13 protein-coding genes and 11 tRNA genes are annotated in these 10,757 nt (G+C 40.5%); 23 read left to right on the top strand and 1 reads right to left on the bottom strand.

The annotated features are described in order from the left end of the window. Nucleotides 1-5: 5 nt before the first annotated feature. From JOC77_RS19480 to JOC77_RS19530, 11 genes are all read left to right on the top strand, one after another. On the top strand, nt 6-356 hold the full coding sequence (locus JOC77_RS19480) for a type II toxin-antitoxin system PemK/MazF family toxin (RefSeq protein WP_101645387.1): 351 nt from the start codon (nt 6-8) through the stop codon (nt 354-356). Between the two features lie 472 nt (nt 357-828). Then, complete coding sequence (locus JOC77_RS19485; RefSeq protein ID WP_204547520.1) at nt 829-1,665, top strand: RsbT co-antagonist protein RsbRA; 837 nt, start codon at nt 829-831, stop codon at nt 1,663-1,665. Continuing rightward, nucleotides 1,662-2,018, top strand: coding sequence for an STAS domain-containing protein (locus tag JOC77_RS19490; RefSeq protein ID WP_101645354.1), 357 nt, complete (start codon nt 1,662-1,664; stop codon nt 2,016-2,018). Before JOC77_RS19485 ends, JOC77_RS19490 begins: the two co-directional genes overlap by 4 nt. Nucleotides 2,019-2,022: 4 nt before the next feature. Beyond that, a complete protein-coding gene (locus JOC77_RS19495) occupies nt 2,023-2,424 on the top strand; it encodes an anti-sigma regulatory factor (protein WP_204547523.1) in 402 nt (133 codons plus the stop codon). A gap of 11 nt (nt 2,425-2,435) precedes the next feature. Beyond that, nucleotides 2,436-3,446 (top strand): PP2C family protein-serine/threonine phosphatase, encoded by a 1,011-nt coding sequence (locus tag JOC77_RS19500; protein WP_204547526.1) that lies wholly within the window; start codon nt 2,436-2,438, stop codon nt 3,444-3,446. 60 nt (nt 3,447-3,506) lie between these two features. Then, a complete protein-coding gene (locus JOC77_RS19505; RefSeq protein WP_204547528.1) occupies nt 3,507-3,839 on the top strand; it encodes an anti-sigma factor antagonist in 333 nt (110 codons plus the stop codon). Then, the gene (gene rsbW, locus JOC77_RS19510; RefSeq protein WP_204547531.1) at nt 3,836-4,309 is read left to right on the top strand and encodes an anti-sigma B factor RsbW; all 474 of its coding nucleotides are present in this window, start codon (nt 3,836-3,838) and stop codon (nt 4,307-4,309) included. The genes JOC77_RS19505 and rsbW overlap by 4 nt, the downstream gene beginning before the upstream one ends. Further along, entirely contained in the window at nt 4,287-5,078 is a 792-nt protein-coding gene (sigB, locus tag JOC77_RS19515) for an RNA polymerase sigma factor SigB (RefSeq protein ID WP_204547534.1), read from the top strand. The genes rsbW and sigB overlap by 23 nt, the downstream gene beginning before the upstream one ends. Next, entirely contained in the window at nt 5,075-5,677 is a 603-nt protein-coding gene (locus tag JOC77_RS19520) for a SpoIIE family protein phosphatase (RefSeq protein WP_204547538.1), read from the top strand. The genes sigB and JOC77_RS19520 overlap by 4 nt, the downstream gene beginning before the upstream one ends. Nucleotides 5,678-5,781: 104 nt before the next feature. Beyond that, nucleotides 5,782-6,327, top strand: a complete 546-nt coding sequence (gene msrA, locus JOC77_RS19525; RefSeq protein WP_204547541.1) for a peptide-methionine (S)-S-oxide reductase MsrA — start codon at nt 5,782-5,784, stop codon at nt 6,325-6,327. 149 nt (nt 6,328-6,476) lie between these two features. Further along, nucleotides 6,477-8,645 carry a Tex family protein gene (locus JOC77_RS19530; RefSeq protein WP_204547544.1) on the top strand — a complete coding sequence of 723 codons (2,169 nt, stop codon included), beginning with the start codon at nt 6,477-6,479 and terminating at the stop codon, nt 8,643-8,645. A gap of 25 nt (nt 8,646-8,670) precedes the next feature. On the opposite strand, the gene cmpA is transcribed toward JOC77_RS19530, so the two are convergent. Then, nucleotides 8,671-8,796, bottom strand: coding sequence for a cortex morphogenetic protein CmpA (gene cmpA / locus JOC77_RS19535; RefSeq protein ID WP_204547547.1), 126 nt, complete (start codon nt 8,794-8,796; stop codon nt 8,671-8,673). A gap of 124 nt (nt 8,797-8,920) precedes the next feature. Between cmpA and JOC77_RS19540 the strand changes: the two genes are divergently transcribed. The 12 genes from JOC77_RS19540 (at nt 8,921) to JOC77_RS19595 (ending at nt 10,658) form a co-directional block, all read left to right on the top strand. Beyond that, nucleotides 8,921-9,394: a SprT family protein gene (locus JOC77_RS19540; RefSeq protein ID WP_204547549.1), complete on the top strand. Its 474-nt coding sequence runs from the start codon at nt 8,921-8,923 to the stop codon at nt 9,392-9,394. A gap of 182 nt (nt 9,395-9,576) precedes the next feature. Then, a tRNA-Asn gene (locus JOC77_RS19545) sits at nt 9,577-9,651 on the top strand. Between the two features lie 8 nt (nt 9,652-9,659). Continuing rightward, nucleotides 9,660-9,750 (top strand) — tRNA-Ser (locus JOC77_RS19550). A 16-nt stretch (nt 9,751-9,766) separates the two neighbouring features. Then, nucleotides 9,767-9,838 (top strand) — tRNA-Glu (locus tag JOC77_RS19555). A gap of 42 nt (nt 9,839-9,880) precedes the next feature. Further along, nucleotides 9,881-9,956, top strand: a tRNA-Asp gene (locus JOC77_RS19560). A 9-nt stretch (nt 9,957-9,965) separates the two neighbouring features. Continuing rightward, nucleotides 9,966-10,040: transfer RNA gene (locus JOC77_RS19565), tRNA-Gln, on the top strand. A 3-nt stretch (nt 10,041-10,043) separates the two neighbouring features. After that, nucleotides 10,044-10,119: transfer RNA gene (locus tag JOC77_RS19570), tRNA-Lys, on the top strand. 21 nt (nt 10,120-10,140) lie between these two features. Beyond that, a tRNA-Leu gene (locus JOC77_RS19575) sits at nt 10,141-10,225 on the top strand. 55 nt (nt 10,226-10,280) lie between these two features. After that, nucleotides 10,281-10,366, top strand: a tRNA-Leu gene (locus JOC77_RS19580). Between the two features lie 23 nt (nt 10,367-10,389). Further along, nucleotides 10,390-10,466 (top strand) — tRNA-Arg (locus JOC77_RS19585). A 10-nt stretch (nt 10,467-10,476) separates the two neighbouring features. Then, nucleotides 10,477-10,553: transfer RNA gene (locus tag JOC77_RS19590), tRNA-Pro, on the top strand. A gap of 31 nt (nt 10,554-10,584) precedes the next feature. Next, nucleotides 10,585-10,658 (top strand) — tRNA-Gly (locus JOC77_RS19595). The last annotated feature ends 99 nt before the right edge of the window (nt 10,659-10,757 follow it).

Below are 10,757 nucleotides of genomic sequence, written 5' to 3' on the forward strand. Positions count from 1 at the left end.
CTTTGATTGTAGTTAAGCGTGGTGACGTATACTTCGCAGATCTTTCACCGGTAGTCGGTTCAGAACAAGGAGGAACCCGCCCGGTATTGGTCATTCAGAATGATATTGGCAATCGCTTCAGCCCAACTGTTATAGTGGCAGCGATTACTGCTCAAATCCAAAAAGCCAAGCTGCCCACGCATGTCGAAATAAACGCGAAGCGCTACGGTTTTGAAAGAGATTCCGTTATTCTATTGGAGCAGATACGCACCATTGATAAACAGCGCTTAACTGATAAAATCACGCATCTAGATGAAGAAATGATGAAAAAAGTCGACGATGCTGTCCAAATCAGCTTGGGGCTAATTGAGTTTTAAATTTGATATATTCTATCATGGAAAACGCTTTTGAATAAAGCGTTTTTTGTTTTTTCTAGAATTAATTTAGAAATTTCTTCCGCTGTTCTAAACATAGGATTTCGGGGAAAATAGAAGGATCTAAAAGCTGTTCTCAGGCGCATAAATAGGTAAAACAAAATATTGGCCGCTCTTTTGCCAATTATCTTCAGAATAGTCCGTTTTGCTGCATGTCCTGGCAATAAAATACCCGCTCCTATTCTGCTGTATTATTTGACGGATTTATGGCAGAGACATTATAGTGAAAAAGTAGAGCAGAAAAACTGTCAAGTATTTTTTATATAGATATACACCATATTAAAGCCTCGTTTTGATATCAATACGATGATTATATGATTCGGAAATAAATATTTATGGAATGTATGACAATTGGTTAACAAGACTCTAAAAAGAGCATTCCGATAAGCTGGGTATGTTAGAATAGGAGGGAATCATGAACGAGCTGGTATACAAGTATATTAGGGATAACAGAAACAATATTCTAGATAACTGGATCATAAATATGAGGGAAAAGGCAGATGAACGTTTAATCAAAGTAGTTTCTGATGAAATGTTTGCCCGCACAAGCAGTGAATTTATCGATATGATCACAACAAGACTGACAGATAATGGACAAGAGTTCCTGAATCGCCTGACAGACTTTGCTGAGAAAGTGGTCAGATTGGGATGGCCCTTAACCTTTGTCAATGAAGGGCTTCGGGAATTTTCCAGAATAACTTTTGAAGGTATGATGGATACGGGGCTTGTGAATCAAGATAATCAAATGGATATCATTTATGATTTTGACAGCTTTATGACTCCTATGAACAATGAAATTGTAAATATGTATTCACAAACATGGGAAAAAACGGTTTCCCTGCAAAAAATAGCCCTTCAGGAATTATCAGCCCCTCTTATTCCTGTTCTAGACAGGATTACGGTCATGCCGCTTGTTGGCACCATTGATACAGAACGAGCAAAGCAAATTATGGAAAATCTTCTTCAAGGTGTGGTAAAACATCGTTCTGAAGTTGTTTTAATAGATATAACCGGAGTCCCTGTAGTAGATACTATGGTGGCGCACCACATTATTCAGGCAGCGGAAGCAGTACGTTTGGTAGGCGCTCATTGCATGCTTTGCGGAATCCGGCCGGAAATTGCCCAAACGATTGTAAACCTGGGGATTAATTTAAATGAAATTACGACTAAAAATTCCCTTCAAAAAGGGATAGAAGCAGCCCTTGAAATTACATCCCGCAAAATTGTTGAGATGGAGGAAATGGAAGAATGAGAATCCCCATTTTAAAGCTTTATGATTGTCTTTTAGTTTCAATTCAGTGGGAATTGGATGATGCGACTGCCCTGCAGTTCCAGGAAGACCTGCTGCATAAAATCCATGAAACAAGCGCAAACGGTGTAGTTATAGATATTACATCGATTGACTTTATAGATTCTTTTATAGCCAAAGTATTAGGTGATGTAGTAAGTATGTCCAAACTCATGGGTGCAAAAGTGGTTATTACCGGTATCCAGCCTGCAGTTGCCATCACCCTGATAGAACTCGGCATTGTACTTGACGATGTCCTAACGGCCTTGGATCTAGAAAAAGGTTTGGAGAAATTACAACAGGAATTGGGGGACTGAAAGAATGGAATTCCAATCCTGCGTAAAGATTATTAATGAATGGGACATCGTAGCAGCCCGCCAGCTTGGCCGAAACGTTGCTAAGGAACTTGGCTTTGGCACAGTTGACCAGGCAAGAATCACGACGGCAATAAGTGAACTTGCACGTAATATTTATTTATATGCGGGTCAGGGCAGGGTGTGCATTGAAAAGCTGTATGAAAACGGTAAATCAGGATTGCTGATTATAGCCTCTGATGAAGGACCCGGTATTCCAGATGTCCGAAAAGTAATGGAAGATGGTTTTTCAACTTCGGGTGGCCTTGGAGCCGGCTTACCCGGCGTTAAAAGATTAATGGATGAATTTGACCTTGATACAAACGTAGGCAAGGGCACTGAAATCCGTGCTACAAAATGGCTCCGTTAGGGGGAACCAGTATGGAGTCTAGAGAGAATCTGGAAGAAAAGTACCGTGAAGCTCTCTCGAATTACTTGAAAGAACAAACAGAACAGGCTTTATACCAAGGCCAAAAATACAGCCGCAAGACCATTGAACATAAAATTTCTCCTGAAGAAATTATAAGCTTTCATAAGAGCACACTAATGGATACTTATGAGGATCTGCCTGACGAGGTCCTTCATTCTCTTGATTTTCTTTTAGAAGTGATGATGGGCTATGGGATAGCATATAGGGAACACCAGAACCTTAAACATTTGCAGCAAGAGCTGAAGTCTGAAATTGAAATTGCTGCTAACGTCCAGCACACCCTGCTTGGAACCCATATTCCCAAGGTTAAGGATTTGGAGATTGGGGCAATCAGTGTTCCTGCAAGACATATGAACGGTGACTATTATCACTTTGTCCAGGATGAAAACCAATGTGTCGGGGTTGCGATTGCAGATGTAATCGGAAAAGGAATTCCTGCAGCGCTTTGTATGTCTATGATTAAATATGCGATGGACAGTCTTCCAGACCACCGGCACTTCCCGAAAAGTGTGCTTGAAAGTTTAAATCGTGTCGTAGAAAGAAATGTGGATCCGAGTATGTTTATCACTATGTTTTATGGACTGTTTGATCCTGAGACCCATATCTTTTCGTATGCTTCGGCAGGTCACGAACCTGGTTTTTACTATGATGCTGAAAAGAAAGAATTCACCGATTTAACGGCTAGAGGACTTCTGTTAGGTGTTGAAAAGAAAACGCAGTATGAACAATATGAAAAGTATGTAGCGCCAGGGGATATGATTGTGCTAATGTCTGATGGTGTAACAGAATGCCGGACAAGTGAAGGCTTTATTGAAAGGAACACACTGATTGAATTCATCGAAAAGAATATGCATCTAAGTGCACAGGAAATGGTAAATAATATTTATAAACAATTAGAAAAAATGCAGCATTTCCAATTAAGGGACGATTTTACACTTATTATCCTTAAGAGAAATGTTTAAGGCGTATGTGATTGGGTAAATATTAATTGCAATTCGATAAGAAGAAGGTGGGTCACTTTAATGAATATTATGATTGATGTAAAAGATATAGATTCCAAAGCAACAGTTAAGGTAAAAGGTGAAATAGATGCTTATACTGCTCCAAAGCTTAGAGAAACACTGTTTCCCTTATCTGAGCAGCAAAATGTACACATGGTGGTAGATTTATCAGAAGTATCGTACATGGATAGTACCGGTCTGGGTGTGTTTGTGGGTCTATTTAAAAGTGTACGCTCCCATAACGGGGAATTCCGTCTTGTCGGTTTATCTGAGCGTCTTCGCCGCTTATTTGATATTACTGGTCTAGCTGACATTATTGATATAAATAGCAATGCTGAAGGTGGAGTAAAATGAGCGAAACATTTGAATATATAGAAATGAAGTTTCCGGCAAAACCCGAATTTATTGGAGTTATTCGTTTAACCCTTTCAGGTATTGCAAGCAGAATGGGATTTGCCTATGAAGACATAGAAGATCTCAAAATTGCTACAAGTGAAGCCTGTACGAACGCAGTGCAGCATGCCTATAAGGAAAATGAAAAAGGGGAAGTTAAAATCAGCTTTGGACTACATGAGGACCGCCTGGAAGTAATGGTGGCTGATAGCGGGCACAGCTGTAATTTTGATGAAGTTAGACAAGGCTTAGGCCCGTATGCTGCTGACCAAAATGTTGAACTCCTTAGAGAAGGAGGCTTAGGATTATACCTCATTGAATCTCTAATGGATGATGTAAAGATACATCAGCATGAAGGGGTTACAGTGTTCATGACTAAGTTTTTAGCAGGAGAGCAGGTGGAGAGCGATGCAGAAAGAATCTCAACCTAACCAGGCGGTAAAAGAAAAAGTAAACGAATGGATAAAGGCTTACCAACTGCATCAGGATGATGAAGCGCAAAGTTCACTTGTCCTTCACTATCAAGGCCTAGTTGAGACGATCGCGAGAAAATATTCTAAAGGTAAATCTTATCATGAAGATATCATACAAGTTGGGATGATAGGTCTGTTAGGAGCCATACGCAGATATGATGAGACGTTTGGCAAGAGCTTCGAGGCTTTTGCTGTTCCAACCATAATAGGGGAAATTAAACGCTTCCTACGTGATAAAACCTGGAGTGTTCATGTTCCACGCCGAATAAAAGAATTGGGACCGAAGATTAAAGTAACAGTAGAAGAGTTGACTACAGAACTTCACAGATCGCCTAAAATCGAAGAAATTGCTTCTTATCTGGAAGTATCTGAGGAAGAAGTATTAGAAGCGATGGAGATGGGTAAAAGTTATCAAGCCTTATCAATCGACCACTCTATCGAAGCTGATTCTGATGGCGGAACAGTAACACTTTTAGATATCTTTGGCAATGTAGATGAAGGGTTTGAAAAGGTCAATCAGCGTCTTGTCCTAGAACGCGTTCTGCATGTTCTTACTGATCGGGAAAAGAAAATCATTCAGTACACTTTCCTTGAAAACTTGAGTCAGAAGGAAGCAGGGGAGCAGCTAGGTATTTCGCAAATGCATGTATCCCGTTTGCAAAGGAGAGCGATTAAAAAGCTTCAAGAAGCCATTAATGCCGAGGCAAATTCGGAGTTTGCAAAATGATCCAAACCCACGTTAAAAAACAGCATCTTGAGCTTCTTATCTCTCAATCCTCAAAAAATAATATGCCTTATTGCGGTGACAGCTACTATTATACAGTGACGGATGACTATTTTATCTGCGTATTAGCTGATGGTCTTGGGAGCGGTCAATACGCCTATGAATCTTCGGCTGCAGTGACCGATGTAGTAAAAAATAATCATCATTTAGATGTTGATGCATTAATGAAACTGGGTAATGAGGTTCTGCTTAATAAAAGAGGGGCCGCTGTCTCTATTTTAAAGGTTGATTTTAATACGAGAGAGTTCGTCTATAGTTCTGTAGGAAATATTAGATTTTTCTGCTGTCTGCCAGATGGAAAACTGATATATCCGCTTCCTGTTACAGGGTACTTATCAGGAAGGATGCAAAAGTATCATACTCAGTATTTTAAATATGAACCAAATTCTAATTTTATTTTGCATTCCGATGGTTTGCAGATGGTAGGTGCTAAACGGGTGCTCAAATCTAAAGCGCCGCTGCAGCAAACAGCAAATTTATTGCTGGAGGAGAACAGCGCCTACTCGGACGACACCACATTTCTATTAGGAAGCTTACTTTAATTTGTAGATTAAAGTAAGCTTTTTTTATTGAAAATTAAAATTCTTTTTCAACAGATAAAATTTTCGTTATAATGTAACGATATAATTTGAAAGGCGGGATTGGAATGACGGAAAGCAGAAAAGAGACGGCTACTTTTGCAGGCGGATGCTTCTGGTGTATGGTAAAACCTTTTGATGAAATGCCAGGCATTTACGGAATTGTATCAGGATATACAGGCGGATCTAAAGAAAACCCTTCATATGAGGAAGTTAAAACAGGCACTACGGGACATTATGAAGCTGTTCAAATAACTTTCGACCCTGAGATATTTCCGTATGAAAAGCTTCTTGATTTATATTGGCCGCAAATTGATCCCACAGATGATGGCGGGCAATTCTTTGATAGAGGAAGCCAATACCGGGCAGCGATATTCTACCATAACGGCCGCCAGCAAGAGCTAGCCCAGGCATCCTTAAGAAATTTAGCTGAAAGCGGGAGATTTAAGAAGCCGATTGTGACGGAAATCCTCCCAGCATCCCCTTTCTACCCTGCTGAAGATTATCATCAAGAGTTCTATAAGAAAAACCCCGAGAAATATAAACAGGAAAGAATTGAATCAGGCCGAGAGTCTTTCATACAGAAAAATTGGGAAAGTAAATCATCTAATTAAAAAGCCGGTTCCTTTTGCTTACAAGCAATTGGAGCGGTTTTCTTATTTAATCAAACGTTTGTTTAAATTTTGCAGGTTAGCTCTTATCTGTACATTTTGGTACTATGTATCTGAGAGTATAGAATGGTTTGGAGGGTTTACATATTTGTATGGAAGATAAATTAATGTTAATTATTGAACAGGTGACTCGAGAACTTAAGTTTACGAAGCAGCAAGTCCGCCAGGTTATTCAATTAATTCAGGATGGAAATACCGTCCCGTTTATCGCGCGCTATAGAAAAGAAATGACAGGGTCTCTAGATGAAGTACAAATCAGGGATATCTTAGACAGGTGGACCTATCTTGAGAATATTGGGAATAGAAAAGGTGAAGTTGTAAGAATCATCCAAGAGCAGGGTAAATTAACTCCGGAACTTGAAAAGCAGATCTTGCAGGCGGTAAAACTGCAGGAAGTAGAAGATTTATACCGTCCTTTTAAACAAAAAAGAAGAACAAAAGCAACCATAGCAAAAGACAAGGGTTTAGAACCACTAGCGCTATGGATATTATCACAGCCTTCATCAGGTATACCAGAAGAAAAGGCAAAAGAATTTGTGTCTGAAGAACAAGAAATTTTTACTATCGAAGATGCGTTAAATGGTGCGAAAGATATTATAGCGGAACATGTTTCGGATGATGCCGGCATTAGAAAGTGGATCAGAACCCAGACATTTAGGAGCGGGATTCTTGAATCGACAGTTAAAGACGAAGAAAAAGATGAGAAAAAAGTTTATGAGATGTACTACAGCTATGAAGAACCAATCATAAAAGCTGCTCCCCATAGAATATTGGCGCTAAACCGGGGAGAGAAAGAAGAAATTCTAAGACTATCTGTGCGTGTGCAGCTGGAAGCTATCTTATCCTTTATAGAATCAAAAGTAATTACTAACCGCCATTCTCTTTGTGCACCTTATGTAAAGGAATCTATAGAGAATGCTTATAAACGCTCCATACAGCCCTCTATTGAAAGGGAAATCCGGAAAGAGCTAACAGAAAAAGCGGAGGACCGGGCTATTCATATATTTTCAGAAAACCTTCGGAATCTTCTATTGCAGCCACCTTTAAAAGGAAAAACCGTTCTAGGTGTAGATCCTGCTTTTCGGACGGGGTGTAAATTAGCGGTAATAGATGAAACTGGAAAGGTGCTTGGAATTAATGTGATCTACCCACACCCGCCGGTTAACAAGAAGGCAGAGGCTAGAGAAAAACTTAAACAAATATTAACTACACATGATGTTGAAATAATCGCTGTCGGAAATGGTACAGCTTCAAGAGAAACAGAGCAATTTGTTGTGGATACTCTAAAAGAAATGAAAAATGAAATCTTCTATATCATTGTGAATGAAGCGGGCGCAAGTGTATATTCAGCGTCTGATATAGCACGAGAAGAATTTCCTGACTTTCAAGTGGAAGAAAGGAGTGCAGTATCGATTGCGAGGCGCCTTCAAGATCCTCTTGCGGAACTCGTAAAGATTGATCCTAAATCAGTAGGGGTAGGCCAATATCAGCATGATGTTTCGCAAAAGAAACTTGCTGATTCCCTTTCATTTGTCGTAGAGACAGCTGTAAATCAGGTGGGGGTGAATGTAAACACAGCTTCATCTGCTATCCTTCAATATGTTTCAGGGCTATCAAAGTCTGTTGCCCAAAATATCGTTAAGAAGAGGGAAGAAGTAGGGAAATTTAAATCACGTGCTGATTTGAAGAGCATACCTCGTTTAGGGGCGAAAACCTACGAGCAGGCTATTGGTTTTTTAAGAATTGCCGAAGGGTCACAGCCTTTAGATCGTACTCCGATTCATCCGGAAAATTATTTGTCAGTTTCTAAACTTTTATCGATTCTTGGTTTTTCAACATCGGATATTGGCACTGAACCCCTAAAAGAAAAGCTGGATGAAATCGACCCAAACCAATTTGCTGAACGATTGGATATCGGTGAAATCACATTAAGGGATATCATTGAGGCGCTCAGGAAACCAGGGAGAGATCCCCGCGATGAACTGCCAAAGCCATTATTAAAGCAAGATGTCTTGAAAATGGAAGATCTGCAACCGGGAATGGAGCTTCAAGGAACTATAAGAAATGTAGTAGATTTCGGTGCTTTTGTGGATATAGGTGTTAAGCAGGACGGCCTCGTCCATATATCCAAATTGAGTAAAAACTTTGTAAAGCATCCTTTAGATGCGGTTTCAGTAGGGGATATTGTAACGGTATGGGTGGATCAGGTTGATACACACAAACAGCGGATTGCATTATCTATGCTTGGACCTAATGTTTAATTAGTTTCTATGGGATCTGACCCTGTTAAAGCTGTTCTGGGTCAGCCTCCTTTTTTCTATAGAAAAACCAGCATTGATTGAGCAATTTAATTTGATAACAGTTTTTTTCATAAAATGCTTTTCTAATTTGATTTTGAAACCACTTGGGCATTAATAGAACCTCCACTCCTGAAAAGGTACTATTTAATGTATGTGATGACAGTTTGTCATGTTACCCATTTGGTGTGAAAGGTAAAAATAGTATGATATCGACAGAAAGGAATGCACTATAAAGAATGGATAATCAGCAGCTGCAGCGAATCGTCGAGCAGGTATCTATTGATGCATTTGGCAAGCCCTTTAGACATAAGGCATCTTTTAATGCAAGGCTTCGAACAACAGGGGGGCGCTACCTGCTAAATTCGCACAATATTGAGATCAACAGGAAGTATTTTGATGAGTATGGAGAAAAAGAACTATATGGTATCATAAAGCATGAGCTATGCCATTATCATCTTCACCTTGAGGGAAGAGGATATAAGCATAGAGATCAGGACTTTAGACATTTGATGAAAATTGTAGATGCACCTCGTTTTTGCCAGGCTCTCCCTAAAAAGGCTTCTGCAAAGAGGAGTACCACTCGTTTATATGAATATACATGTCAGTCATGTGGACAGATTTACAACCGCAAAAGGCGTGTAGATACAAACCGATATGTGTGCGGTAAATGTAAAGGGAAATTAAATCTCATAAGACAGTTGACAATTTAGGAGGAAGTATGTTAAATTTGGATTTCTCCGCTGGGTAACATCTTCGGAGACGGATTTCAGGAAAAATTAGTTTTAAAAAAACTCTTGACTATAACGTAACAAGTAGTTATAATCATAAGAGTCGATAAGGACATGGCAACTTGAATTACTTCGAGAGAATCATTTATATTCTATCTCATTATTCCGCAGTAGCTCAGTGGTAGAGCATTCGGCTGTTAACCGAACGGTCGTAGGTTCGAGTCCTACCTGCGGAGCCATTTTTTGTGGGGAAGTACTCAAGAGGCTGAAGAGGCGCCCCTGCTAAGGGTGTAGGTCGCGTAAGCGGCGCGAGGGTTCAAATCCCTCCTTCTCCGCCAGTTAATTTTTATGTACGGCCCCTTGGTCAAGCGGTTAAGACACCGCCCTTTCACGGCGGTAACACGGGTTCGAATCCCGTAGGGGTCATTTAATTAAAGCTTTCCTGCTTTAATTAGCAATTATTAATTAGGTCCCGTGGTGTAGCGGTTAACATGCCTGCCTGTCACGCAGGAGATCGCGGGTTCGATTCCCGTCGGGACCGCCATTTTATTTATGGGCTATAGCCAAGCGGTAAGGCAACGGACTTTGACTCCGTCATGCGTTGGTTCGAATCCAGCTAGCCCAGCCATATGAGCCATTAGCTCAGCCGGTAGAGCATCTGACTTTTAATCAGAGGGTCGAAGGTTCGAATCCTTCATGGCTCACCATTTTTGATTTTTATAAATTTTGCGGGTGTGGCGGAATTGGCAGACGCACTAGACTTAGGATCTAGCGCCTTATGGCGTGGGGGTTCGACTCCCTTCACCCGCACCATTATTTACTAGTTGTAATAAGAAATCAAATTTGTTATATTATTATATGTCGCTTCGCGGTCGTGGCGGAATGGCAGACGCGCTAGGTTGAGGGCCTAGTGGGGGCAACCCCGTGGAGGTTCAAGTCCTCTCGGCCGCACCAATGTTTTTACATCTTAGATATTTGCGCCCGTAGCTCAATTGGATAGAGCGTCTGACTACGGATCAGAAGGTTATGGGTTCGACTCCTTTCGGGCGCGCCATTTATATTTCCGGGAAGTAGCTCAGCTTGGTAGAGCACTTGGTTTGGGACCAAGGGGTCGCAGGTTCGAATCCTGTCTTCCCGACCAGCTGCATTTCCTATAAAAATTAATTTAATTTGCGGGTGTAGTTTAATGGTAAAACCTCAGCCTTCCAAGCTGATGTCGTGAGTTCGATTCTCATCACCCGCTCCAATTTTGCTCTTTGAAAACTGAACGAAACAAGACGCCAAGCGTATTTTTCTTTCGAGAAAATACAAAAACAAGTTTTAAACTTTTAAGAGCTATATCAAA

The organism is Peribacillus deserti, from assembly GCF_016909175.1.
Taxonomy (GTDB): domain Bacteria; phylum Bacillota; class Bacilli; order Bacillales; family DSM-1321; genus Paraperibacillus; species Paraperibacillus deserti.

Excerpts from the sequence above, each read along its gene's own strand:
- JOC77_RS19520 (WP_204547538.1), top strand. The coding sequence starts at position 5,075 with ATGATCCAAACCCACGTTAAAAAACAGCATCTTGAGCTTCTTATCTCT.
- JOC77_RS19530 (WP_204547544.1), top strand. The coding sequence starts at position 6,477 with ATGGAAGATAAATTAATGTTAATTATTGAACAGGTGACTCGAGAACTT.
- JOC77_RS19495 (WP_204547523.1), top strand. The coding sequence starts at position 2,023 with ATGGAATTCCAATCCTGCGTAAAGATTATTAATGAATGGGACATCGTA.
- JOC77_RS19505 (WP_204547528.1), top strand. The coding sequence starts at position 3,507 with ATGAATATTATGATTGATGTAAAAGATATAGATTCCAAAGCAACAGTT.
- JOC77_RS19540 (WP_204547549.1), top strand. The coding sequence starts at position 8,921 with ATGGATAATCAGCAGCTGCAGCGAATCGTCGAGCAGGTATCTATTGAT.
- JOC77_RS19490 (WP_101645354.1), top strand. The coding sequence starts at position 1,662 with ATGAGAATCCCCATTTTAAAGCTTTATGATTGTCTTTTAGTTTCAATT.
- msrA (WP_204547541.1), top strand. The coding sequence starts at position 5,782 with ATGACGGAAAGCAGAAAAGAGACGGCTACTTTTGCAGGCGGATGCTTC.
- JOC77_RS19500 (WP_204547526.1), top strand. The coding sequence starts at position 2,436 with ATGGAGTCTAGAGAGAATCTGGAAGAAAAGTACCGTGAAGCTCTCTCG.
- sigB (WP_204547534.1), top strand. The coding sequence starts at position 4,287 with ATGCAGAAAGAATCTCAACCTAACCAGGCGGTAAAAGAAAAAGTAAAC.
- cmpA (WP_204547547.1), bottom strand. The coding sequence starts at position 8,796 with ATGCCCAAGTGGTTTCAAAATCAAATTAGAAAAGCATTTTATGAAAAA.
- JOC77_RS19485 (WP_204547520.1), top strand. The coding sequence starts at position 829 with ATGAACGAGCTGGTATACAAGTATATTAGGGATAACAGAAACAATATT.
- rsbW (WP_204547531.1), top strand. The coding sequence starts at position 3,836 with ATGAGCGAAACATTTGAATATATAGAAATGAAGTTTCCGGCAAAACCC.